Origin of the sequence: Actinophytocola glycyrrhizae, assembly GCF_042653545.1 — a bacterium.
GTDB lineage: Bacteria > Actinomycetota > Actinomycetes > Mycobacteriales > Pseudonocardiaceae > Actinophytocola > Actinophytocola glycyrrhizae.
This window is the reverse complement of record NZ_JBHSIS010000009.1, coordinates 235111-259383: the sequence shown is the minus strand read 5'-3', so window position 1 is coordinate 259383 and position 24273 is coordinate 235111. Positions and strand designations below refer to the sequence as shown.

Below are 24273 nucleotides of genomic sequence, written 5' to 3'. Positions count from 1 at the left end.
CTCGAGTCAGTGCTTGTCAGACTGCCGGATGGCATCGGTCAGTCTTCGGCGGGTCGCGTTCGTCTGATGCGGAACGAGTGTGCGACCTGTTGCCGGTAGAGGGCTTGGGTGGCCTCGTCCCAGGGGATGCACCAGCGTCCGGCGGCGCCTCGCCGAGCGGGCAGGCGTCCTTTGCGGACCCAGTTGCCGACTGCCTTGGGCGCGACGCCAAGCTGCGCTGCGGCTTGGGCGATGCTGACCTCGCCGTCCTGGACGGCGGCGGTGCGTGGTGCGTGGACGCTGTAGACGTCCCGGACCCGTGCGACGGCGGCGGTGTCCCAGGGGCGTCCCTTGCCGGTGGTCAGCCCGGCGGCGTTGAGTTGCTCGGCGAGTCGGGCGCTGGTCTTGACCGCACCGTAGCGGCTGATGATCTCCACTGCGGTGGTGGGGGTGCGACCTGTGCCTTTGCGGTTGGCGGTGATCTCGTCGGTGGCGCCGGTATGCCAGCGCACCCCGATCCGCACCTGCCCGCGATGGTCGATCGGCAGCAGGGTGACGTCGGCGATCAGGGTGCGCAGCAGGCGTTTGCGGTCCCGCGGGCTGGTGTCCGGGTCGTCCCACAACCGCGGCGGGTCCGCCGCCAGCGCCTCCGGCGTCGAGCGCGGCGGCAGCGGCGGCTTCGCGGCCCGCGCGGTCTCCAACGCCGTCTCCTCCTCGGTCAACGCGGTGAGCTTGGTCTCCCATCGCGACTCCAGACTCCGTGCCACCAAACGGTTCTCGGGCTCCACCTGACTGAACGCACGCTCGGCGCGATCGGCTTCGTAACGAGCGCGCTCGACGGCGAGTTCGGCGCCCGATGCGACCGGGCGTGCCGCTCGGTGACCTCGTCGGCCACCGCCAGCGCAGCGGTGATCTGCTCCGGGGTGACCGCGTCGAGCAGCAACCGGCCGACCACGTCGTCCACGGTGGCCACCGCGATGGAGCGACAGGCTGTGGTGCTCGCCCGGTCGCTCGCGCTGCTGCAGACGTAGAACACGTAGTGGCGGTTGCCGTAGCGGGTGCCCATCCGCGCCCCGCAGGCGCCGCAGTAGATGATGCCCTGACCCAACGCGCTGCCCTCGCGTGGCGGGCGAGCACCTCGGGCGGTGTGGTTCGCGGCGAGTTTGGCTTCGTTGTCCAGGAACTGCTGCCAGCTGATGCAGCCCTCGTAGTGGTCCCGGATCAGCACCGTCCACTCGTCGCGGGCGCGTTTGCGCCGCGCGGAGCGCACCGTGCCGTCCGGCTGCACCCGGCGTTTGTCGTAGCTGCGCCCGTATGTGTAGGCACCGGCGTACGCGGAGTTCTTCAACGCCCGCAACACCCGATAGTGGCCCAGCTTGCCCCACTTCAGCCGACCGGCCCATGCCCCGCCGTAAGAACGTTGCGGGAACAGACGGCCGGTGTCGGCGAACGCCTTGACCACGCCGTAGGCCGAGCCGGTGCGGGCGAACTCGGCGAACAGGTCCTCCACCGCGGTGCGGACCTGCTCGTCCGGGTCGATCACCACCTGATCGTCGAGGTCGTAGACGAACCCGCCCGCGAGCTTGGCGCGCAACTCGCCTCGATGCGCGGCGGCCAGTTTCGCGCCGTGCAGGCGGCCGGCGAGCAGGTGGAACTCGGCCTCCGACATCGATCCCCTGAGCCCCAACAACAAGCGATCGTTGACGTCGCCCAGGTCGTAGACCCGTCGCCGTCGATGAGCAGCGTGTCCGCCAGGCGCGCGAGTTCCAGCAGCCGCGCGAACTCGGCCGACGAACGCGCCAGCCGCGACACCTCCAGCCCGAAGATGGCGCCGACCTCGCCCAGACACACCCGCGAGATCATCTCGCGGAACCCGTCGCGTTCCGACCCGAACCGGCCAGACACGCCCAAGTCGGCGTCGACGACGATGACCTGCTCGGCCGTCCAGCCCAGCTCCACCGCGACCGCGGACAGGCCGTACTGGCGGGCGGTCGACTCGGCGTGCTCGCGGACCTGCATCACCGTCGACTGCCGCACATACACCACCGCCGACCGAGCCCGGTGCTCCGTGGTGATCTTCGACGCCCCGTTCACCGCCACCACCGCTGCTTTCCTTGCGCACCAACGATTCGACCATGTTCGCCACAGCCATCACCGCCTCTCCGCACCAAGCCGCGGCCACCACGCCTCATCCCCAGCCCGCCAGGGCCGGCACTGTCGAATCCGAACACCATCAAGATCATCATTCACCCACCCGGGTGTCACTCGACGACAGGCCCGTCAGCGCGTCGATCACCGCGCGCAACACCGTCAAGCCCTCGGACGCAAGCCGCTGATCCGCCGCCGGCACTCCGCGATCGGTCCACTCCTGCCGCAACGTCACCCGCCGCCGGCCGTCGACCTCGCACACGAACCACAGCCCACGCCGCGTGTGCCGCTCGAACAACACCGGCAACTCCCGGCCACACAACGGATGAAACGGATGGGTGACCACCAATGAGCTACCACGAGACACGAACGAGCGGGTCCTATGCAGTTCGTATCCCATCGCGGACGGGCTCATCGAGCAGAAGGACAGTCCCGCGCACCGTGTCGTCAAACCGCGTCAACTCCCCAACACTCGTCGTGCGCTCACCGCCTGGGAAACTTGAGCAGATCAACGCCACCGCTCGGGTGAGCGGTAACGACGCTGTCCTTGATGCAATCCTGCTCCGGCTGCACACAGAGACCGCTTGCCGCCGAGGCGGCGCCCTGAGCATCCACCTCGCCGACCTCGACCCCGACCGCTGCACGCGGAGCCAGCCCACGCGAGCACCCGGTGACCTCCCGGACCCAGCCGGACGAGATCACCACGTCGGGCGACCACGCCGACCGCGCAGCCTCCAGATAGTCAGCGAACAGCTTCCGCCGAACCGCGGACCGCTCCGGCGCGGGACGGCCGCCTGCCTCCGAGTACGCCACACCGACCGCCTCGGTCAGCTTGTCCCGCAGGTCCGTGATCGCCTCGGCCGCGACGAACACGACTAACGGCGGCACCGAGTGCAACACGATCGACGCCAGAGAACCGGCCGCGTACGACGCCCACGTATTCATGACCTACGTCGCGACCAGCGTCAACCACTTCGCCCGCCGCACCCACGGCCCGGTCCGCACCTGATACCGAGCCGTCACCTGCTCAGCCCGCAGGATCGCGAGCAGGATCAACGACACAGTGGACTCAAGCGCCCACCCTGCGTGTCCAACACTCACCCCCGCGAGTTCGACACTCACGACCCCTGAGTTGGACCACTGAGACGAACGTCCCGGGAATCATCCGTCCGCCACTTCCGGCCGAATGAATGGATCATGTCCGACGCGCCCAGGAGAATCCAGACGGAAACCCCGGATAACCCCAGTTCGGTCGAACCGTGAGGGTTTCCTGAACCGCGCCGACCCGGCTGCCAGGCTCAGCCCTCGTCACGGTGAACCCCTTTTCGCCGGCTGGTGCATCGACCCCGGACTGAGCCCGACCACATTAGGCGACCCCCACATAGATGACGTTAAGCGCGCTGTGTAACGGCTTTACAGTGTGGCCCTCTGTTCTGACACCTGGAGGCCCCGTGACCGATCCGCAGCAGTCCGACGCCGAGCCGACAGCCTCGCCACGGCGCCGCCGCAGGCCGCCCGCCTGGCTCGTCGGCGCGGGCGCCGCGCTGGCGGTGATCGTGGCGATGGTCCTCCTGCGCGATGGCGGAGACGGTGACGCGGCCGTTCCGCGGGACCTGAGCACCCCGAAGGGCGCGGCAGAGGCCTTCGCGATGGCCGCCGCCGCAGGCGACGTCGACGGCGTGTTCGCCGCGGCGTGCCTGGGAGACGACGGCTGCGCGGCCGAGCACGGAGGCGACGTCACGGCCCAGCAGATCACGGCAGCGAAGAAGGTCATCACCGACAACGTGCGGGAGATCGGCGGCCGGCTTCGCCACGCCCAGTTCACGACCGCACGCGACGGCGCACAGCCCGGCACACAGGAGGTCGACTACCGCCTGCCCGGTGCCTCCCCGGGAGAGCGGAACTACCTCATCTTCGTCCAGTACCGGGACCGCTGGCTCTACATCGCGAGTGGCGGCACCACGGCCCCCGCCACCGCGTCAGCACCGGCGACCTGACCGACCGGCAGCACGCCATCGACGCCGGCAGTGACGACCCAGCTGTACACCGCGCTCGCCGAGACCAATCTCGAAAGGGGTGCCCTAGACGTGGCAACCAAGTAGGTCCAGCGCGCGGTCTCGTTGGCCCAGCAGACGTACGACATCGCCGCGGAAGCACGTGCTCAGGACCTGCTCGGCGACATCCAACTCGCCGACGGCGAACCTGATCACGCGGTGTCGTCCTGGCGGCTGGCCGTGACACAGCCTGGACCGGGAGAGTCTGCTCAAGATGATCATCCTGTCCTTCGTCGCCCGATCGCGGCAGCACGAGGTGTGCAACTCGTGGTCGTCGTACACCGACAGGACTTCGAGAAGATCAACATGCTCGAGGTGAAGGCGTTCCTCGACACGCTGTAGCAGCCTCCTTCGGAAGGAATCACGGAATTCCCGTCTTGACGGAGTGGTCCATCGCGTCGCTGTTCGCCAACCGCTCCCGCGAGAACGCGACCATGACCTCGCGCAGGCGCTCGACATCGGCGCGGAAGGCGCCGTACCCCGGCCCCAGCCACTTGGCAGGTCAGCCGCCTTGCCCTCGCGCGGCCACTTCGCACCGACGGCGAACCGCTGGTGAAGGTGGCGCGCTCGGCGTTCGAGTCGAGGACTTCGACCCCGACCGCTGCCTGGTCGGACTCCGCGAAAGGGCAGCACCGATCGCTGGCAACCCATCACCCCCTCGCACTCTCCCACCCTTCAACGACCTCAGCGAGCAGTCACCCGCTCCAGCGAATCCGAACCCCCTTTCTCTGGTACGCTTGACCACACAACACAGACACCTGCTAAACGCCACTTTCGGCGATATCTCACCACGTTGAGCAGCCGCGCCGCACGTTGCGATCCCGACGTGCGGCAGCCAGGGGCAGGGTGCGTCGTTGACGCCGTCGCCCACCACGACCACGTACCCCCTCCTCCGTGAGCCTGCGCACGGCCGTCGCGTTATACGTCCAATAGCAAGGTTCGCGCGAACGTCGGTGATGCCGACCCGCTTGGCCACCAGGTGAGTTCACGCTTTTCGAGGCTCGCCGCCGACCTCGTGGGGTTTCAGCATGGCGTCGGTTTCTGGGAGGTCGGCTTCACCTCGCCACCTCCTCCGTGTGCTCCAGCTCGAACCGCGCGCCGATGCGGTCCCATATCTCCAGGGACCGGCGGAAAGCAGCGACATCGCCGGTGAACCTGCCCCGGGCCCGTGCGACGCACGCGGCCGCCCAGTCGTTCTCCTCGGCAGTGTGTTCAGCCTGTGCCAGCCGCTTCTCCGCGTCAGGCAGGTGGGCCACCACCGCCAGCTCCGCACCCGCCGCGTTCGCGTACGCCCGGTACCACGGTTGCGTGAAGTCCTGGAACGCGTTGCGCACCAGGCGATCCGCGTCGATCAGGTGTCCGGTGCGGACGGCCAGCCTGGCCTCCACGAAGGCCGTGGTGGCCGCGAGGCGCCACGATCGCGGATCGGTGTGGTCCACGAACTCCAGCGTTCGTGCCCGCCACAGCCCGTGATCGCCGCGCAGACCGGTCGCCAGCTCCAGCATCTGCACCGACGGCGCGAGCCACGCCAGGAGCGGGGCCCTCGCTGCGCGCCACTCGGCGAACGCCCGCTCGCCGAGTTCGACGGCCTCGTCGAACCGGCCGGACAGCGTGAGCGGCGCCAGGTACTTGAGGAGCGACACGAACGGGTAGTCGGCGTTGACCGGGTCCTGTTCGGTGGCGCGGTCGGCGATGGCCAGTGCCCCCTGCAGGTCACCCACCGCCACCGCGCACACCGAGACGGAGTGGAACAGGTCGAACATCTCGATGCTGTCAGCCGGCCGGTGCTTGGTGAGCATGGGCACCAGGTCCAGCCGCTCGCGGGCGATGCGATAGGCCTCGCGCAGCCGGCCCTGGCGCGCGGCGGCCGAGTTGGCGCAGTCCAGGGCACCCTGCAACAGCGCCGGATCGCCGGCGTCGTGCGCGGCCTCGATGGCGACGACCGGGTCGGCCCCGGCTTGCCAAGCCCGAGCGGTGGCGAGCACCGCCGCGTGCTCACGGTCCTCGACCGGTGTCCGCATCGCCCGCGCCAGCAGTTCCGCGCGGCGGGCCGAGGGCACCGCGCGGCGGAAGTCCCCGAGCTGGCGGGTCGCGAGGGTCACGGCCAACGCCAGCATCACGGACCGGTCCCGTTCGTCGCCCGCGCGGTCGGCGCCGGTGAGCAGCAGGTCGAACGCGTCGTCGCCGTCGGCCAGCGACTGCGCGGCCTCCGAGGCGCTGCGCAGGTCCCGGACGGCGTCAGCGGAGGTGGTGGCCCGCTCGGCCGCGGCGCGGTAGTGCGCGCGTGACTCGACGAACGAGCCTCGGGCGAACGTGAGGTGGGCGAGTGCGCGGCCCAGCCGGTGCGCCACGGGATCCGGCTCTTTCTCGGTCCTGGCGAACGCGGCCCGCAGGTCGTCGACCACCTCGTCGTAGCGGGCCGCGCGGTCGTCCTCGTCGAGCCTGGTTTCCAGCTCGGCGGCGACCCGGCTCGCCCACTCCACGTGCGCGCGCAGCACCTCGTCGCGTTCTTCGTCGCCTGCGAAGGACGCATGCGCGAACGCCCGGACCGTCTCGAGTAGCCGGTACCGTGTGCGGTCGGTGCCGCGCCGCACCACCAGGCTCTTCTCGACCAGCCTGCCGAGCAGGTGTGCGACCGTGCTCGGCCGCTCGCGGGGCGAGACGGCCGCGGCGGCGTCGAGGTCGAAGCCCGCGGCGAACACCGCAAGCCGCCGGAACAACGCGCGTTCCTCGGATTCCAGCAGGTCGTAGCTCCACCCGAGCACATCGGAGAGCGAATGGTGCCGTGCCTCGCCGCCCCGGGCACCCACCAGCGCCCGCATGCGGTCGCCGAGTGCGGTGAGGAGGCCGTCGACGCCGATGGCGGCGGCTCGGGCTGCCGCCAGCTCGATGGCCAGCGGCAACCCGTCGAGCCGGGCACACGCCTCGGTGACCAGTGCGGGAGCGGCGGTGAACCTACGGTCGACACCGCGCGCGCGGTCGAGGAACAGGGTCTCGGCGACCGAGCCGAGCGGCAGCGGCGACACCGTGTGCGCTTCCTCGCCCATGACACCGAGCCGCTCCCGGCTGGTCGCCAGGATCCGCAGCCGCCCGCCCGCGCGCAACAGGGCCGAGACGAGCTCGCCGACGTCGTCGAGCACGTGCTCGCAGTTGTCCAGCACCAGCAGCATCGCCCTTCCGCGCACACGGTCGGCCACGCTGCCGAGCAGCGGTCGCGGCGGACGTTCGGTGACGCCGAGCGCACCCGCCGCGGCGGATACCACCTGCCCGGGCGGAACCGGCACGAGGTCGACGTACACCACGCCGGCCGCGAACCGCGGGGCCACCGCGGCAGACGCCGTGACGGCGAGCCGGGTCTTGCCCACCCCACCCGGTCCGGTGAGGGTCACCAGCCGACTGGTGTCCAACGCCGTCCGCACGGCCTCCAGGTCCCCGGCGCGGCCGACGAAACTGGTCCGGGCCTCCGGTAGCACCGCGTCGTCGGCCCGCGCCCCGAGTTCGGCTGCCTCGGCGGCGAGCGCGGCCAACTGGCGACGGTCGCTCACGCCGCACTTGCGCAGCAGCGCCGACACGTGGCTCTCCACCGTGCGGGCCGAGATGTGCAGCCGACCGGCGATCTGCGCGTTCGTCAGGTGCTCGCCGACAGCCGCGAGCACCTCGGCCTCCCTGGCCGAGATGTCTCCCCATGGCAGCGCGTCCACCCCGCACATGATTCCGTACCCGATCCGTGGTGAGCACGGATGCCCCTACGTGTCGTGTGGCGCACGCTGTCTCCCATCGGGCAAGCCGACCACCAGGAGAAACACCATGCGACGCATCATCAACTCGACGTACATCTCGCTCGACGGCGTGATCGAGACCCCGCACCACTGGCCGTCGAGCGGTCCCGACGGCGGCAAGGGCGAGGCCGTTCAGACCGAGCTGCTGCTCTCGTGCGACGCGCTCATCATGGGCAGGCACACCTACGACGGCTTCGCCCCCGTGTGGCCGACCCGGTCGGGCGACCCGGCGAGCGACCACATCAACGCCATGGCCAAGCACGTGGTCTCGTCCACCCTCACCGACCCCGAGTGGAACAACACGACGGTCATCGACACCGACCCGGTGCCCGTGATCGAGAAGATGAAGAACGAGCCGGGGAAGAACATCGTCCAGTACGGCTTCGGGCAGCTCACCCACACCCTGCTTGACCACGGCCTGCTCGACGAGATCCACCTGTGGTTCCACCCGCTGCTCGTCCGAAAGGGCAGCCCGCAGGACCTGCTGTTCCGCGAAGGCGCCCTGACCCAACTCGAACTGAACACGGTGACCAAGCTCGACTCGGGCATCGTGATCCTGGGCTACCAGGTCCGCTGATGGACCACCGCCAGTTCGTCAGGAGACTGACCCTGCCGGACGGTGTCACGGCCCCGACGGAGTTGACACACGGGGACGTGATCGCCCGGGCAATCACCCGCGCCGACCTGGCCGACGACGTGGCGGGCATCAACGCGAGCCTGGCCCTCATCCGGCAAACCCGGGGCGGCGACTGGCCCACCGACGCGGTCACCGAGAAGTACGACTACGTGGACCTGGTGTGGCACGAGTGCGAGTTCCGCGACGGCGGCTCGTACACCTACGTCCTGCGTGACACGGCGGGCGAGTACCTAGGCTGCTGTTACCTGTACCCGATGGGGAGCCGCACGACGCTCACGAAGGACCTGTTGGAACACGACGTCGACGTCAGCTGGTGGGTGACACCGAGTGCGTACGACCGCGGGTACTACACGAAGGCACACTCGGCGCTGAGGCACTGGCTCGTCAACGACTTCCCGTTCCACCAGCCGTACTTCTCCAACCGGCAGATTCCCGGCTGACGTTCCCCGGCCGGTCAGCGCGGGACCGGGAGAGGGCACACAGCATGTTCGGGTGCGACCGCACCCACAAGCTCGACGGTCGACGTACGTGGACGTTCAGGAGCCGCTCGCCCCCGAGGCACGAGCGGTTCCTGAACCGCCACAACGCTGTCCGGCTTGTTCGTACCGCCCGGTCGATCGTCTGCACACTTCCCACACTGGCGAGCGCCGCCCGTGCCGCCTCCAGTTTCAGTAGTGCCCAACTCCGACCCGGTGGAAGCACACGCGGTCAGCGCCCACTACCACTCACTCCTGGTCGGCATCGCTCCCCGGCTCACCGACTAGAGCGGGCGCGGTACGCACGTAGGTGCCGTGGAAGCCGAACGGCACGTGTTGGGGAACCCGAGCCTGGGCGATCTCCGAGAGGTCTCGAGCGTCGAGCAGCAGCAGGTACGAGGTGTCCGTGGTCGCGTCGAGCACCACGTTCAGCAGCACGCCGTCGTCCTCGGCATCAACGTTCGGCCGAGCGACGAACACGGGTTCGCCCGGGAAGTGGTTGTCGTGCCGCCACTCCTTGACCTCGCCCGACTCCACGTCGTACTTGACGATCGTGTCGGGGAGCATGGACCTGCCGCGTTCGGCGATGCCGTTGGCGTAGACGTACTTGTAGGGCTTGGTGTTGTACGCGTAGTTGATGCGCGGCAGATCGGCAGAATGATCCACCAGCGTGCGTGAGGTGACCGCGCCGGTCGCCACGTCGATGGTGAACCGTCGCAACTCGCTGTCCGGGAACACGTTGTGGTTGGGCCCGTCGAGCAACGACTCGAGGTAGAAGTGCTGGACGATATCGGCGTTCGGGTAGACGATGATATCGAGGTCGATCACGTCGTCGCCGCGGTCGACCGCGTTGACGTGATGGAAGCCGAACCACGCCTCGTCGGTGTGCGCGTAGGTGACGTCCCCGGTGCTGCGGTCCACTATGGAGAAGCGGGTGCCGCGCTCGGGCTCCCACCGGTAGTTCTCGATGAACGGCCTACCGCTCAACAGCAGCCGGAGCGGATTCACCACCAACGGGAACTCCATGAGAATCGCGTACTTCGCGCTGATGGCGAAGCTATGCATGTACGAGGGCTTTCGCGCGTCGGCCTCGCCGACCAGTCGGCGCGTCCGGGATCCGGCCGGCAACTCGTAGATGCCGTAGGAGGATTTCACCCCGAACTTCAGCAGGTAGTTGAAGGCAACCCGCTGCTCTCGGTCGTAATGCGGATGAGCGGTCGTCAACTGGCCCTTGAGCCGGTCCTCGTACCCGAGGACGCCGATCGTGTCGAGGGTTTCCTTGTCGAAGGCGACGGGCATCGGCACCTCGGTCTGCGCCACGAACTCACCGGCGATCTTGCCGACCGTCACGTTGGCGTTGGCGCCGAACCGCGAACCGACGAACTGCTGCGCGATGCGCTTGAACAGGGAACGGCACGGGTCGGTGGCGAACTCCGAGTACCGCATCCTGCCGTCCTGGATCGCGCGCCGGGCCGGGGTGTCGAGGAACTTGTTGGTGTAGCTGACACGACCGTCGGCCATGTCGAACCTGTGCAACATCGCCAAGCCGTCGAACCAGTGGTTCAGCGTCCCTTCGTCGAGACGGAAACGGGCGGGCCCGTTCCGCATGAGCGTTCCCGAGAGCCAGGTGGGCAGGGCGCCCCTCTCGATCTCGAGCGACGGGATGGTGACCTCGTTCTCCTGATCGTCGAATCCCTTGTGGAATCTCACTGACACGTCACCACGTACGTCGGTCATGCTGTCCTCTTCGGCTTCTGGGAGGGTCAACTGAGGATCGGGTCGGCGAGTGCCTCGTCGACATCGTGTGCCGCGAGGATCGTCATGGAGTTCGCGGTAGGTTGGGAGTCCTCGTTGGCGTCGATGTCGACCACTCTGTCCCGGCGCCTCCGGGGAGCTGCTGGGTGCGGGCCCCAGCGGCCGATGGCCTTGGTGGCGCGAGACTCCTCAGGTGGACACAACTCCCACCCGACCCTGTTGCTTGACACTGTCAACCTGAGTATGCGCATGCCTGCTTGACAATGTCAAGCAGAGGCGAAAGGCTCTGGTCATGAAGGATGACGCACCAGCCGCCCGTGACGTGGCGAACGCGCTGTTGCGGGAAGCGCGCCACGAACTCGCCGAGCACGGGGCGGGCGGGGTGAGTCTGCGCGCCGTCGCCCGCCGCGCGGGGGTGTCCCATGCCGCGCCGAAACACCACTTCGGAGACCGGGCGGGACTGCTGACAGCGGTCGCCGTCGACGGCTTCGAGCGCCTGACCGGGGCACTGCTGCGCGCCGACAGCGGCGACACCGACGCGATCGACCGGATCGCCGCGTTGGGCAGCGCCTATCTCGACTTCGGCATCGCGAACCCTGCGGTGTTCGAGCTGATGTTCAATCCCAACGAGGTCCATCGCGACGCCCCCGCCCTGATGGCGGCGCGCTCCGAGTCCTTCGGGGTGCTCGCCAGCGCCGTGGACAGCGCCGTGGACCGCACCGATCGGGTTCAAGGGGAACTGCCCGCCGACGAGGTGTCCCTTATCAGCTGGGCGCTCGTGCACGGGCTGGTCGTCCTCATCCACGGCGGTGCCCTGCAGACGATCACGGGCACGGACGCACCCGCGAACGTCGCGCACAACTTGACCGAGGTGTTCTCGGCGATGCTGCGGGCGAATCCGCCGAACCGGGGTTTCGGAACCTGAACGCGCCGCTTCTTCGGGTCTGCCCAGAGGCCAGGTGAGCAGTTCCCCCGACGTACTCCCCCGCCGCGAGCCGCTTGCCCTCGATGTCGACCGACGTCCGGTCCGCCAGCGGCACCTGCACCTCATCGATGAAATCGCCGTGATGGGCACGTCGAGCAGACGGTCCCGCGACATCTCCGGCGTCACACAGACTGGCACTGTCCGCCCTCTCCCGAGCCGGGGACGGTCGGCGGTAGCGTTCCCGGCATGGCACCCGCACCACGGCTCACACTCGGCGAGCTGCCGCCGGCTGCGCGGGCGATCGCGTCGGCGACGACCGACGCGATCGCGGCCGCACGGGCCGGCGACACGGCCGCGTTCGACGACGCCTGCAGCCTCCTCATCGCCGACCCCGAGCACGCACGCGTCATCCTCGGCGACACCGTCCGGCTGCTGCTGGAGGAAGTGCTCCCGGACGGTGTGGACGGCGACGACCTCCGCGAGATCATCGGCCGCAGTGCCCGGTCGGCAGCGCCGTGGTTCCCCAGCGTCGACCCAGGGGTGATGGTCGTCGTCCTCAGCGGCGCGCTCGGGATCCATCCGGACACCCCACCGGACCCCGGCGCCGGGGAGGAGCGGCAGCTGGAACTGGACGACCCGTGGGACGCGGTCCCACCCCGACCGTCGGCGGCCGCGGTCACACAGCACGCCGTCGTCCTCCTCGCCGACCTGCTATCGGTGCGCGGCCGCCCGCTACGCGGCTACCTGGAAGCCGCGTTCACCGAGATGGCGCGCCGGGAAACTGTCGAGCAGCCCTGAGCGGCACACACCCATCCGGCGCCGGGGGTCAGGACGCCGGCCGGCCACGGCACCAGCGCCTCCGCCAGGCCATTCAAGCCCTGCGGGGCGTCCCCGTCGTCCTTCGCGCTGTCGAGGCCGCCACCCCACCGGGCGCGCCGAGCACCCGGGTGGCGGTCAGAGTTCCAGCTGGAATCCTAGGGACAATGCTCGGACACTCTCTTACCGCACGACCGTTCTTTCACTCCGTTCCAGAGAGTAGTAGTGCGACCGACACGGAAAGCTCCAGTTGCCGATCGAGGGCGACAGAGAGACTGTTTCTCCGTTGAAGTCACGCCGTTGATCCAGTCGGTTGTGAGCCTCCGCAGGTTCGCCAGACCGGGATCGTCGCTGAGGATGTCCGCGGTGGGGAGTGGGACGGCCCGCTCGACCAGCAGCGCGAGCACGTAATGATCAGCGTCCCCCATGGAGGTTCCGCTCTCGAGGGTCAGGTGGGCGCCGCTGATTTGCGCGCCGGCGATCTGCCGTTCGGTGAGGCGGCGAGGTAGCGGCGCACCTGGGAATGCCGCTGGAGCACAGCGGCGGATTCCTTCAGACCTCGACGACTTCGCACCGTCACAGAACCAGATCCGCGATCGGTACCGGCTGACCTGATTCGAGGCTCTTGTTGACCGCGATGCCGACGGAAACGCTGTGCATTCCGTCGACGTGGTCGGCTTGCCTGCGGAGCGGGTCGTCCTTCGTGCCGCGGAAGACGTCTCGCAGGAGGATCGCGTCACCGCCGCCGTGCGCGCCCTGCCCCTCCGGGATGAGCACCTCTTCGGCGGCACCCCAGTGTCCCTGGACGACGAGCTTCGAGCCATGGCGACGCGCACCGGTCGAGCCGTCCACGGTTCCAGGCGTCACGCTGGGATCGACGGCCGGGCGCTTGCCGTTCGGGCCCAGCAGTTGCGCGGAGCGCCCCACGGCGACGTGACTCCGCTCGACGACCTCCAGTTCCGCCCGGCCCCGGGTGCCGTTGACGGCGACCCGGTATCCCTCCCACGGGCTGTGCGCGGTCAGCGAGTAGGTCATGCTCGCCCCACCTCGATACGCGACGAGAACGCTGAGCGTGTCCTCGATGTCCCCGCCTGGCGCGAACACGTCCTGGTCGCGGATGTAGCCGTCGACGTGCTCCGCCTCGAGGTAGAGGTCGCGCATCCGGTCGTCGGCCGCCATGTCGAGGTGGAACGGGTCGTCCGCGGCCAGGTCCCGCGCCCGGCGGGGTCGTGGCCCGGCTGGGCGCCCAGCGCCGCTCTCGCCGTAGAAGCGCAGCCCGCCGAGCGCGACGACCGACTCGGGGACGTCGCCGATCCACCAGTTGACGAGGTCGAAGTGGTGGGTCGCCTTGTGCACGGCGAGCCCGCCGGAGTGCCGCTTGTCGCGGTGCCAGCGCCGGAAGTAGTCCGCACCGTGCACCGTGTCCAGCAGCCACTCGAAGTGCACCGAGAGCACCTCCCCCACGAGGCCGTCCGCGATGACCTGCCGCAACGCGCTGTTGCGCGGCGAGTAGCGGTAGTTGAACGTGACGGTCAACTGGGCAGGCGATGCGGTGACCGAGCGGCGGATGGCCCGCAGCCCGTCGGCGTCGATCGTCAGCGGCTTCTCGCACACTACGTCCACCCCGGCGTCGAGCGCGGTCGTCACCACTCGCGCGTGCGTGTGGTCCGGTGAGGTGACGACGACGACGTCGAGGTTCTCCTCGGTCAGCATGCGCCCTAGATCGTCCGGGTGATAGTGGCGGGGCGCGTGGCCGTGCGGCTGGACCCGCTCGTCGTAGAGGGCCATCCGCGCTTCGTTCGGGTCACACCACGCCACTGGGAGGGCGACGTCCGCGTGCTCACCGAGCATGGCGTCGACGTACATAGCGGCGCGGGAGCCCATGCCGACCATCGCGTACCGGCGTCGGCCGGTGTGTGGCTCTGGCATGATTCCTCCCCAGGCAACCGGTTTCTCTGGTCACCATACCCACCAGAAGCAACCTCCAGGAAGTAGGGATTGACCCGGGCCAACACGTACGTTTCACTGGCGAGAAACCGGTTACCGACCAGTGGAGGGGCACCATGGCCGTGCTCAACGCCTCCGCCCCGGCCGGGGGCAGGCCGACCAGACGTCGGCGACCGCGCCGGGAGCGGTGGGCGCCCTACCTGCTGATCGCCCCGGCAGGGGTGCTGGTCGCGGTGTTCCTCATCTACCCGATCGGCAGCGTCGTCTACTACAGCCTGTACGACTACAACGTCATCAAACCGTGGGGCAACGGCTTCGTCGGCCTCGGCAACTACGTGACGATGGCAGGCGACCCTCTCTTCTGGCAGTCGCTCGTCTTCACCGCGCAGTGGGTGATCGTGGAGGTGGGCCTCCAACTCGTCTTCGGTCTCGCGCTAGCGCTGGTCATCAACGAGACGTTCGTCGGCCGCGCGATCGCACGGGCGCTCGCCTTCGCGCCATGGGCGGTCAGCGGGGTGCTGACGACGACGATCTGGCTGCTCATCTACAACCCCACCACGGGGTTCGGACGCTACCTCGCCGACGCCGGGATCGGCGAGTACGGCACGAGCCCCCTGGCCGAGCCGGGCTCCGCCTTCTGGGCAGCGGTCGTCGCCGAACTCTGGCGCGGCATCCCGTTCTTCGCCATCCTCATCCTCGCCGACCTGCAGTCGATCTCGCGGGACCTGTACGAGTCGGCGGAGGTCGACGGTGCGGGCCGGTTCCGCCGGTTCTGGTCGATCACCCTGCCCCACCTGCGCACGGCCATCATCATCTCGACACTGCTGCGTGCGGTGTGGGAGTTCAACAACGTGGACCTGCTCTACACCCTGACCGGCGGCGGCCCCGGCAACGCCACGATGACCCTGCCCCTGTACGTCGCACGCCTCGCCATCGACCGCAAGGAGTTCGGCTACGGCTCGGCACTGACCATGGCGGCCTTCGTCATCCTCGCGGTCTTCTCGATCACCTACCTCTGGCTCGTGCGCGTGGGGAAGGACCAGAACTCATGACCACCACCGCACCCCCCGCCACCGTGGCCGAAACACGGGACGGCGGTTCCGTGCCACCCCGGTCCCGTCGCCGCACCGCCGACCCGCGGCGCACACCGCGATGGGCGATCTACGTCCCACTCGCGGTGTACCTGCTGTTCACGCTGGTGCCGTTCTACTGGATCCTGCTCTTCGCGTTCCGCGAGACGGGGTCGACCTCGTTGGTCCCGTGGCCACTGACGCTGGAGCACTTCTCGACGGTGTGGAACGGCGCCGGCTTCTCGGTGTTCTTCAAGAACTCCGTCGTCATCGCGCTGCTGACCGTGTTCTTCAGCACCGCCATCGCCCTCGTGGGTGGTTATGCCCTGGCACGGTTCTCCTTCCGCGGGAAGGGCGCCTTCATGGTGATGATGCTCTGCACCCAGTTCATCCCGGGCGCGATGATGCTCATCCCGCTGTTCGACATCTTCCGCGCCACGTTCCTGATCAACTCGTTGTGGAGCATCGTCGTCGCGGACGTCGTGTTCCACCTGCCGTTGTCGTTGATGCTCATGGCCGGCTTCATCAGGAACATCCCGATCGAACTCGAGGAGGCCGCCTGGATCGACGGCTGCGGCAGGTTCCGCGGGTTCCTGGCGACGGTGCTTCCTCTGTTGCGGCCGGGAATCGTCGCCATCAGCTCGTTCGCCTTCATCTCGGCGTGGAACAACTTCCTCTTCGCGCTCATGTTCCTGAACTCGCAGGACCAGTTCACCGTGCCGGTCGGCCTCAGCTACATGCTGGGCGAGTACAGCGTCGACTTCGGCGCGCTCGCGGCGGGCGGGGTCGTCGCCGTGGTGCCGGTCGTCCTCGTGTTCGCCTACGTGCAGCGCTTCCTGGTGCAGGGGCTGTCGGCCGGGGCGGTGAAGGGCTGACCGCCCGCGCCCATCCGCGATCGGTGGCTACGAGGACTGGCCCGCGGCCTGGCGCGCGGGCGACGAACTCGACGGCGAACTGGCCGCACTACTCAGTGTTCTCACGCCTGCGCCGACCACCCCCGGACGGTGCGCGAGTGGCGGCACGATGGTGTGGCAACGACCGAGCTCAGCCGGCAGACGGGATTCGGTCCGTCGACCCGGGCCTGGCTGTCACGCCCACCGCCCTGCCGGGCGGGGCGCTGCCCGGAATCCTCGCCCTGCACTGCCACGCGGGGGTCAGGAGCATCGGCGCCGAACGTCTCATCACCTCGCCCCGAACCAACCGCCGAACTATTGCGCCGAGTTCGCCAGGGTGACGGGCACCTCCTTCGCGGGCGCCGTCGCCCACGACGACCTCACCGCGCTCGGGGTACTGGCCGCGTTGCCGGGCGTGGCTCCTGACAGGCTCGGCGTCGTCGGCTTCTCCGGCGGAGGTGTGCGGGCCGCCGTGCTCACGTCGTTGGACTCACGGGTGCGAGCCAGCGTCATCGCCTGCATGATGTCCACACTGGACGAGTCGTACCCGGCGTACCTCGACGCGCACTCCTGGCTGCTGGCCAGCCCGCGGATCGGGCGCGGCCGGGACTGGCCGGACGTCGCCTTCGCCAGAGGGCGGCACGACCAGCTGGTGCACTACGCGACGGACGACGCGCTGTTCCCACCCGAGGGCATGGCACGGGCCGACGCCCTGCTGCGAGACCGGTTCGCCGCGGCGCCCGGGAGCTTCCGAGGGGTCACCGTGCCCGGTCCCCACCGCCTCGACGGCCCCATGCAGGAGTATGCCGTTGGCTTCCCCGCCGCGTCACCATCCACGTGAGACGCCGCCGGGTGAGGCGGTGCGCCCACCCGGCGGCCTTCACTCACTTCCCGCCGTGTTCCTTGTACTCCGCGAGGGCGTCCTCGAACCGCTTCGCGTACTTCGACAGGAACTCCCTCGGCGACATCGACTTCTGCAGGACCGCCTGGAAGTCCGGTTCCATCTCGGTCTTCATGATGGAACTGGTGTCCGGCAGAAAAGTCGGTATCTCCACGTACTGGGTCTTCGGGTCGGCCGCCGCCTCGATGATGGCCTTGATCGGCTGCGACGCCTCGACCCACGGAGCCTCCTGCGCGTCCAGGAAGGCAGGCACCTGCCCCACCGTCTCGGCCCACTCGGAGTTGCCCTCGGTGCTCATGAACTCGACGAACTCCCACGCCGCCGCCTTGCGCTCGCTGTCCGCCAGCACGCTCAGCCCGGAGATGGCCGGCGCCTTCGCGGTGACCACACCGTTCTCGTCCGGGAAGGGCTGCACCCCGGCCACCGCGTCCGCGCCCAGTGCCTCGACGTGGTCCTGGTAGGAACCGAGGTTGTGGTGCATGGCCCACGCGGAGCCGCCGCCGAACGCGGCGACGATCTTGGGGTAGTCATTGGAGATGTCGGCCGTTGCACTGACGTTGCCGTACAGCGAGATGTAGCGTTCGAACGCCTCGACGTTGGCCGGGTCGTCGAGGGTCGCCCTGCCGTCCTCGGTGAAGAACTCGCCGATGCCGGACATCCCGTACATCATGGCCAGCATCGGCGGCATCGAACCGGGGCCGCCGCGGAACGCGAAGCCGAACCTGTTGGCCTGCGGGTCGGTCATCGCCTCGGCCGCGGCGAAGAAGTCGTCGAAGGTCCTTGGTTCGTCGATCCCCTTGTCGGCGAGCCAGTCCGTGCGGTACCAGATGACGTCGGACAGCGCGGTCAGCGGCGCCTTGTACAGCTTGCGGTCGGCCGAGTTGCCCCGCTCGTTCTCAACCATCGACTTGTCGATCCGGTCCGGCAGCCCCGCCTCGCGGAACGCGTCGTCCAGCGGCACGAGCGCCTTCTGCGCGATGAGGCTCGCGATGTCGTTGCCGATGAGCAGGACGTCGGGTGTCTCGCCGGTGGCCAGCGCGTTCTGCACCTTCTGCAGGTAGGAGGAGTTCGGCAGGCCGACGTAGTTGACCTTGATGTCGGGGTTGCCCTTCTCGAAGCGGGCGATCAGCTCCTCCCACTTCGCGGTGAGGCGCGGGTTGGCGTTGGTGTCCCAGAAGTCGATCGTGCCCTTGGGCTCACCCCAGTCCTCCGTCCCGGCTCCAGAGACGGCTCCGGTACCGCCGCCCGGGCCGGCGCAGCCACTGATCGCCAGAGCTGTCGCGACTGCGGCCAGGCCGAGGCGCCGTCCTCGCAGTCCCATGTCGCACCTTCTCTCATCGTCGAGCCGTGCTTTGCCAGCAAGTGGGTAACCGGTTTATCGTCAGCCACGGTAACAGCTGGGGAACCGGTTTCCTATAGACTCGAAGGGCGCAACCCCGCTCGCAGGAGGCCTCGTCGATGGACTTCACGAACCCAGTGCTCAACGCGGACCGGCCGGGTCCGGACGCCGGACGCGTCGCCGGCCTCCACCCGGTCGTCTCGAGCTTCCACCACGGTCATGCCGCGTTCGGTGTGGTACCGGTCAGTGCGGAAGAGGAGGCGTGATGGCACGGCCGCTGAAGAGTGCGAGCACCATCGGGCAGGTCGCCACCGCGGCGGGCGTGTCCCGGGCGACGGTCTCACGGGTCATGAACGGCAGGACGTCCGTCGCGCCCGAGATCGCCGCACGCGTCCACGCCGCGGCCGACCGGCTCCAGTACCGCCCCAGCAACACCGCCCGCAGCCTGTCCCTGGGACGCACCAACACGGTCGCGCTTGTCGTCCCCGACCTGGGCAACCCGATGTTCCAGCAGATACTGAGGGGCGTGATGGCGGCCGCCGCGGAGAGCGGGTATCGCGTCCTCGTCGGGGAGACGGCCGAGTCGGTGGCCGAGGAGGCGGAAGCGGCACTCGAGGCGCGGCTGCGTTGTGACGCGCTCATCCTCGCCAGCCCCCGGATGCCCGAGGAGGAACTCGCCGCACTCCTGCCGCGCGCGGCACCCCTCGTCGTGCTCAACCGGCCGGTGACCGGTGCCCGGACACTCGCGGTCGACTACGCGCACGGCATGACCGCGCTCGTCGACCACCTCGTCGGCCTTGGCCACCGCGACCTCGCCTACCTGGCCGGGCCTGCCAGCGCCGCGTCGAACCAGGCCCGCCTGCGCGGGCTGGACGAGGCGGCGCGGCGGCACCCGTTCCTCCGCCTGCGGACGATCTCCGCGGGCACCACGATCGAGGACGGCTACCGCGTCGCCGACGAGGTACTGGAGACGAGGGCGACCGGCGCGCTGGCATTCAACGACCTCGTCGCGTTCGGGCTGCTCGCGCGGCTGAACGAGACCGGTGTCGCGGTGCCGGGGGACATCTCGGTCACCGGGTTCGACGGCATCGAGCTCTCCCGGTACGCGACCCCCTCACTGACCACAGCCGGTGTCAACCAGTTCGATCTCGGCCACAGGGCGTGGGCGCGGTTGGTGACGGCGATCGAAGACGCCGAGCCCGAGACCGAGCCGGAGCCAGAGATGACCCGGCCGGAGCTGGTGGTGCGGGCCAGCAGCGGACTCGTCCCGCCCGCCCGCAGGCTCGGTGTGCCCGGTGCGTCAGCCGTGCTGCCCGTCGGCCCCACCGAGACGGCACAACTCGCTGGCGACCCGCGAGCACACTGGCGGACCGACGCCGTCGGCCCGGTGCTGGTGAGTCGCGACCTCCCGCTGGCACGGTACGCGGGTGGGACGGACATGCCGCTGGTGCACAGCCCACGGCCTCACCTGCATCCGGTCCACTCGCTGTCCGGGCGGGCGGTGACCCAGGTCAGCCCAGTCGACCACCGGCACCACTACGGACTCTCGTTCACCATCGCCGACGTCGACGGGACCTCCTACTGGGGTGGCCGCACGTACCTGCCCGCCCAGGGCCCCACACTGCTGCGCAACCACGGGCGCCAGATCAGCACCGGACTCGACATCGACGAGAGCGAGGCCCGCCTCCGCGAGTCGATCACCTGGGCCGACCAGCACGACCGCCAGCAGTTGCTGGAAGAACGTGAGCTGACCGGGGTGGTGATCCCGGAGGCGGAGGCGTGGGCTCTGGGCTGGCACAGCCGCCTGACCGCCCCGTCGGGCGCCACGATCTCCAGCCCGGCGCTGCGGGGCCGACCGGGCGCCGGATACGGCGGCCTCTTCTGCCGACTGATCTCGGCCGACACCACCGAGGTGCTCACGGCGGACGCGGCCACGGAGTCCGGAGCGCACGGTTCCCGCTCGCCGTGGATCGCGTTCAGCGGACGGCATGACGGGGAATGGACGTCGGTGATTCTGGTCCAGGACACGGGCGCCGATCCGCTGCCGTGGTTCGTCCGGGTCGCGGACTACGTCGGCGCCGGACCCGCCCTCGCCTGGGACAGCCCGTGCGTGATCGGCACCGGGGAGTCGCTGGCCGCCGGACTGGTCATGCTGGTCGTCGACAGGCGGCTGACCACCCAGGACGCCGCGGACTTCGCCGACCTGGCGTGTGCCCGCGTCGCCACCGCACGGCGAGGAGAGCTGTGAACGAGCCCGCACGCGTGGGCCTCGTGGGTGCCCACGGACACGGCAGCTCCTACTTCGACCGGCTGGACCGGCTCGCCGCGGACGGGCTGGCACGGCTCGTCGCGGTCGCGGACCCGCGCCCGCCCGGCGTGCTGGCGACGAGGCTGTCCGGCGCGAGCTGGCACGGCAGCCTGCCCGAGCTGCTGGCGGATCCGCGGGCGCGGCCGGACGTGGTCGTGCTGGCCACGCCGGTCCACACGCACACGGAGCTGGCCGTTGCGGCCATGCGCGCCGGCTGCGACGTGCTGTTGGAGAAGCCACCCACTCCATCGCTCGCGCAGTACCAGGAGGTTCTGTCCGCCGCGCGCGAGACAGGACGGATCTGCCAGGTCGGCTTCCAGACGTTCGGCTCCGAGGCGATCGAGGCGGTACGGCGGATCGTCGCCGACGGCGAGATCGGCACGGTCACCGGGCTCGGCGCGGTGGGCACCTGGGTGCGCACCACGGGGTACTGGGCCAGGGCGTCATGGGCCGGTCGCAGGCGGCTGGAGGGCCGCGACGTCGTCGATGGCGTCGTGACGAACCCACTCGCGCACGCCGTCGCCACGGCGCTGCTGGTCGCGGGAGCGACCCGGCTCGACCAGGTCACGCAGGTGGAAACCGACCTGTACCGGGCCAACGACATCGAGGCCGACGACACGTCCTCCGGGGTCGTCACGATCGAGGACGACCTGCGGCTGGGTTTCGGTCTCACGCTGTGCGCAGCCCGGCGTACCCCGGCGCTGGTCGTCGTCCGCGGCACCGGGGGAACGCTACGGCTGGCCTACGAGTCGGACACCGTGGAAGTGGACGGACTCGGCGGGACCCGCTCCCTGACCTTCGGCCGCGTCGACCTCCTCGCCGATCTGCTCGCCGCGCGCGGGCCGGGCCGCAGGCCGTGCTGTCCAGTGGACGACACCGCCGCCTTCATGCGGGTCCTCGAAGCCGTGCGCGAGGCCGGGGAGCCGGCCCCGATCGGCCCCGACCACGTCCGATGGGAGGGCGAGGGCGAAGACCGCCATCCGGTCGTCGCCGAAGTCGAAGCGTGGTGCGAGCGTGCCGCCACGCGAGGCGAGACCTTCTCCACACTCGGCGCGCCGTGGGCACGCTGATTCGACGCGACCGTTCCGGCTACAGCTTCTGGAGCGCTCCCAAGCTCCTCCATGCCGTATTTCCCCGGAAACCTCGTTGCTTTCCCAGACAAAAGGTTGCCTCAGGGTTTGCGCCTGACGTCAATCCGCACCATGCATTGACACGACCCGTCGGATTCCCCTAGCCTGCTAGGCAAGCGCTTTCCTGAGTGCAGTCTCGTATTCGAACCCACGGAGGCAACGATGCCCCGATTCGGAGCTCGAGTTGACGGCGCCTTCTCTTGGCTGCCACCTGTTCCTGCGGCACTCATTCGACCTGCGGGCTCCATAAATACTTTCGGGACTGACTGATCCCTTCCGTCTTGACGTAACCCGCGGAAATCCTGCCGGGCCATGAACTCCTGCCCGCCCCCTCTCCGACAGGCCCTTTCTGGAGGTAGCTGATGAGACCCACATCCTTTGTCGCCGTCGTGGCCCTGGTGGCCGGCACGACGGGCCTACTAGCTCCCGGCTCGGCTGCCGCGGAGACCACCAGGTACGAGGCCGAGACGTCCCCGTCGGTCTGCTCCGGCACGATCGACAGCAACCATTCCGGGTTCTCCGGTTCCGGTTTCTGCAACGGCACCAACGCGACGGACGCCTATGCCCAGTCCACGGTGAACGTCGCGGCGGGCACGGCGGCGGTCGCGGTGCGGTTCGCCAACGGCACGACCAGCAACCGTCCCGCCGACCTGATAGTCGACGGTACGACAGTGGGGTCGCTGTCGTTCGAACCCACGGGTGGGTGGAACATCTGGGCCACCAGGACGTTGAGCGTCAACCTGAACTCGGGCAGCAACACGATCCGGCTCAACCCCACCGGCAGCGGCGGGCTGCCGAACATCGACTACATCGACGTCACCTCGGACGGCACACCACCGCCGCCGCCACCACCTGCCGACACGCTGTACGTGGCGCCGAACGGCTCCGACAACGCGGCGGGCACGGTGTCGAACCCGACGACGCTCGCCTCGGCGCTCACCCGCGTCAGCACCGGTGGCACGATCTTCATGCGTGGCGGGACCTACCGCTACTCGGAGACGGTCACCATCGGGCAGGACAACAACGGCACCGCCGGTGCGCGCAAGAAGCTGTTCGCCTACCAGGGCGAGACCCCGGTGCTGAACTTCTCCGCCCAGAGCGAGGACCCGGCGAACCGGGGACTGGCCGTGGGCGGGTCGTACTGGCACATCCACGGCATTGTCGTGGAACGGGCCGGTGACAACGGGATCCTCCTCGCCGGCAACAACAACATCGTCGAGCGCGTGGTGACCCGCTTCAACCGAGACTCCGGTCTGCAGCTCTCGCGGCTGGTCGCCGGGGCACCCGCGAGCCAGTGGCCCGCGAACAACCTCGTCGTGAGTTCGGTGTCGCACGACAACGCGGACTCCGACGGCGAGGACGCCGACGGCTTCGCCCCGAAACTCACGGTGGGTCCGGGGAACGTGTTCCGCTACACCGTTGCGCACAACAACATCGACGACGGTTACGACCTGTTCACCAAGTCCGACACCGGCCCGATCGGCGCGGTGACCATCGAGGACTCCCTGGCCTACGGCAACGGCACCCTCACCGACGGCTCCCAGGCAGGCAACGGCGACCGCAACGGCTACAAGCTCGGGGGCGAGGACATCGCGGTCAACCACGTCGTCCGGCGCAACATCGCCTACGACAACGGAAAGCACGGGTTCACCTACAACCGCAACCCGGGAACGATGACCGTCTCGGACAACGTCGGCATCGGCAACACCGAACGCAACTTCAACTTCGACGCAGGCACCTCGGTCTTCCGCGGCAACACCTCCTGCGACAGCGGATCCAACGACCGCATCATCGGTAACACGGACAGCTCGAACCAGTTCTGGTCCGGCAGCAACGGTTCCCGGTGCTCGTCCTACGCGGGCACCCTGCGCTGGTCCTTCGCCTCGGACGGCCGCCTGGTGGTGACCTTCGGGTAACCGCGCGAGCGGACTGTATGGCTCCACCAACAGTTCGTGTCCGCGAGCGAGGGTCCGGGCGCGCAGCGCCCGGACCCTCGCTCGCGGACACTGAAACCTTGCCGAAAGCCTTACCGTCCGCTGCCGTTCTCCTGGCCTGTCTGCATGCGGTCCAGCGAAGGTTGGAGCAACAGCCGATGCAGGGCGGAAGGAGAACGATG

Annotated in this window: 22 protein-coding genes and 1 pseudogene; 13 read left to right on the top strand and 10 right to left on the bottom strand. The window is 69.1% G+C overall.

Annotated elements, in window-relative coordinates:
* Positions 1–38: 38 nt before the first annotated feature.
* From ACFPCV_RS20980 to ACFPCV_RS20960, 5 genes and pseudogenes are all read right to left on the bottom strand, one after another.
* Positions 39–701, bottom strand: a complete 663-nt coding sequence (locus ACFPCV_RS20980; protein ID WP_378057960.1) for a helix-turn-helix domain-containing protein — start codon at positions 699–701, stop codon at positions 39–41.
* Positions 698–1489, bottom strand: coding sequence for a recombinase zinc beta ribbon domain-containing protein (locus ACFPCV_RS20975; protein ID WP_378058089.1), 792 nt, complete (start codon positions 1487–1489; stop codon positions 698–700). The genes ACFPCV_RS20980 and ACFPCV_RS20975 overlap by 4 nt, the downstream gene beginning before the upstream one ends.
* Before the next feature lie 29 nt (positions 1490–1518).
* Positions 1519–2079: a recombinase family protein gene (locus ACFPCV_RS20970; protein WP_378057959.1), complete on the bottom strand. Its 561-nt coding sequence runs from the start codon at positions 2077–2079 to the stop codon at positions 1519–1521.
* Between the two features lie 142 nt (positions 2080–2221).
* On the bottom strand, positions 2222–2527 hold the full coding sequence (locus tag ACFPCV_RS20965; protein ID WP_378057958.1) for a DUF5372 family protein: 306 nt from the start codon (positions 2525–2527) through the stop codon (positions 2222–2224).
* 236 nt (positions 2528–2763) lie between these two features.
* A pseudogene (locus ACFPCV_RS20960) lies at positions 2764–3213 on the bottom strand (hypothetical protein); the annotation flags it as partial.
* 365 nt (positions 3214–3578) lie between these two features.
* Between ACFPCV_RS20960 and ACFPCV_RS20955 the strand changes: the two are divergent.
* Together ACFPCV_RS20955 and ACFPCV_RS20950 are read left to right on the top strand one after the other, a co-directional pair.
* On the top strand, positions 3579–4124 hold the full coding sequence (locus tag ACFPCV_RS20955; RefSeq protein ID WP_378057957.1) for a hypothetical protein: 546 nt from the start codon (positions 3579–3581) through the stop codon (positions 4122–4124).
* Between the two features lie 123 nt (positions 4125–4247).
* Positions 4248–4523 carry a hypothetical protein gene (locus ACFPCV_RS20950; protein ID WP_378057956.1) on the top strand — a complete coding sequence of 92 codons (276 nt, stop codon included), beginning with the start codon at positions 4248–4250 and terminating at the stop codon, positions 4521–4523.
* A 713-nt stretch (positions 4524–5236) separates the two neighbouring features.
* Here ACFPCV_RS20950 and ACFPCV_RS20945 read toward each other — a convergent pair.
* Positions 5237–7882: an ATP-binding protein gene (locus tag ACFPCV_RS20945; RefSeq protein ID WP_378057955.1), complete on the bottom strand. Its 2646-nt coding sequence runs from the start codon at positions 7880–7882 to the stop codon at positions 5237–5239.
* 106 nt (positions 7883–7988) lie between these two features.
* Between ACFPCV_RS20945 and ACFPCV_RS20940 the strand changes: the two genes are divergently transcribed.
* Positions 7989–8537 (top strand): dihydrofolate reductase family protein, encoded by a 549-nt coding sequence (locus ACFPCV_RS20940; protein ID WP_378057954.1) that lies wholly within the window; start codon positions 7989–7991, stop codon positions 8535–8537.
* Positions 8537–9037: a GNAT family N-acetyltransferase gene (locus tag ACFPCV_RS20935; RefSeq protein ID WP_378057953.1), complete on the top strand. Its 501-nt coding sequence runs from the start codon at positions 8537–8539 to the stop codon at positions 9035–9037. Before ACFPCV_RS20940 ends, ACFPCV_RS20935 begins: the two co-directional genes overlap by 1 nt.
* Before the next feature lie 285 nt (positions 9038–9322).
* Here the strand turns inward: ACFPCV_RS20935 and ACFPCV_RS20930 are convergent, their stop codons facing one another.
* Entirely contained in the window at positions 9323–10789 is a 1467-nt protein-coding gene (locus tag ACFPCV_RS20930; protein ID WP_378057952.1) for a carotenoid oxygenase family protein, read from the bottom strand.
* A 361-nt stretch (positions 10790–11150) separates the two neighbouring features.
* Between ACFPCV_RS20930 and ACFPCV_RS20925 the strand changes: the two genes are divergently transcribed.
* Together ACFPCV_RS20925 and ACFPCV_RS20920 are read left to right on the top strand one after the other, a co-directional pair.
* Positions 11151–11753 (top strand): TetR/AcrR family transcriptional regulator, encoded by a 603-nt coding sequence (locus ACFPCV_RS20925; protein WP_378057951.1) that lies wholly within the window; start codon positions 11151–11153, stop codon positions 11751–11753.
* A gap of 246 nt (positions 11754–11999) precedes the next feature.
* Positions 12000–12551 carry a hypothetical protein gene (locus ACFPCV_RS20920; RefSeq protein ID WP_378057950.1) on the top strand — a complete coding sequence of 184 codons (552 nt, stop codon included), beginning with the start codon at positions 12000–12002 and terminating at the stop codon, positions 12549–12551.
* 201 nt (positions 12552–12752) lie between these two features.
* On the opposite strand, the gene ACFPCV_RS20915 is transcribed toward ACFPCV_RS20920, so the two are convergent.
* Complete coding sequence (locus ACFPCV_RS20915) at positions 12753–12878, bottom strand: ubiquitination-like system serine protease family protein (RefSeq protein WP_378058088.1); 126 nt, start codon at positions 12876–12878, stop codon at positions 12753–12755.
* A gap of 267 nt (positions 12879–13145) precedes the next feature.
* On the bottom strand, positions 13146–14498 hold the full coding sequence (locus ACFPCV_RS20910; protein ID WP_378057949.1) for a Gfo/Idh/MocA family protein: 1353 nt from the start codon (positions 14496–14498) through the stop codon (positions 13146–13148).
* A gap of 134 nt (positions 14499–14632) precedes the next feature.
* Between ACFPCV_RS20910 and ACFPCV_RS20905 the strand changes: the two genes are divergently transcribed.
* The 3 genes from ACFPCV_RS20905 to ACFPCV_RS20895 all read left to right on the top strand — a co-directional run bounded on the left by ACFPCV_RS20905 (position 14633) and on the right by ACFPCV_RS20895 (position 17320).
* Positions 14633–15568 (top strand): carbohydrate ABC transporter permease, encoded by a 936-nt coding sequence (locus ACFPCV_RS20905; protein ID WP_378057948.1) that lies wholly within the window; start codon positions 14633–14635, stop codon positions 15566–15568.
* The gene (locus tag ACFPCV_RS20900) at positions 15565–16461 is read left to right on the top strand and encodes a carbohydrate ABC transporter permease (protein WP_378057947.1); all 897 of its coding nucleotides are present in this window, start codon (positions 15565–15567) and stop codon (positions 16459–16461) included. The genes ACFPCV_RS20905 and ACFPCV_RS20900 overlap by 4 nt, the downstream gene beginning before the upstream one ends.
* Positions 16462–16816: 355 nt before the next feature.
* Positions 16817–17320, top strand: a complete 504-nt coding sequence (locus ACFPCV_RS20895; RefSeq protein ID WP_378057946.1) for a hypothetical protein — start codon at positions 16817–16819, stop codon at positions 17318–17320.
* 43 nt (positions 17321–17363) lie between these two features.
* Here ACFPCV_RS20895 and ACFPCV_RS20890 read toward each other — a convergent pair whose 3' ends face one another.
* Positions 17364–18701, bottom strand: coding sequence for an ABC transporter substrate-binding protein (locus ACFPCV_RS20890; protein ID WP_378057945.1), 1338 nt, complete (start codon positions 18699–18701; stop codon positions 17364–17366).
* Positions 18702–18838: 137 nt separating this feature from the next.
* Here ACFPCV_RS20890 and ACFPCV_RS20885 point away from each other — a divergent pair, with 137 nt between their 5' ends.
* The 4 genes from ACFPCV_RS20885 (at position 18839) to ACFPCV_RS20870 (ending at position 24073) form a co-directional block, all read left to right on the top strand.
* Entirely contained in the window at positions 18839–18985 is a 147-nt protein-coding gene (locus ACFPCV_RS20885) for a hypothetical protein (protein WP_378057944.1), read from the top strand.
* A complete protein-coding gene (locus ACFPCV_RS20880) occupies positions 18985–20967 on the top strand; it encodes a DUF6807 family protein (RefSeq protein WP_378057943.1) in 1983 nt (660 codons plus the stop codon). The genes ACFPCV_RS20885 and ACFPCV_RS20880 overlap by 1 nt, the downstream gene beginning before the upstream one ends.
* Positions 20964–22097, top strand: coding sequence for a Gfo/Idh/MocA family protein (locus tag ACFPCV_RS20875; RefSeq protein WP_378057942.1), 1134 nt, complete (start codon positions 20964–20966; stop codon positions 22095–22097). The genes ACFPCV_RS20880 and ACFPCV_RS20875 overlap by 4 nt, the downstream gene beginning before the upstream one ends.
* Before the next feature lie 422 nt (positions 22098–22519).
* Positions 22520–24073, top strand: a complete 1554-nt coding sequence (locus ACFPCV_RS20870; protein ID WP_378057941.1) for a carbohydrate-binding protein — start codon at positions 22520–22522, stop codon at positions 24071–24073.
* The last annotated feature ends 200 nt before the right edge of the window (positions 24074–24273 follow it).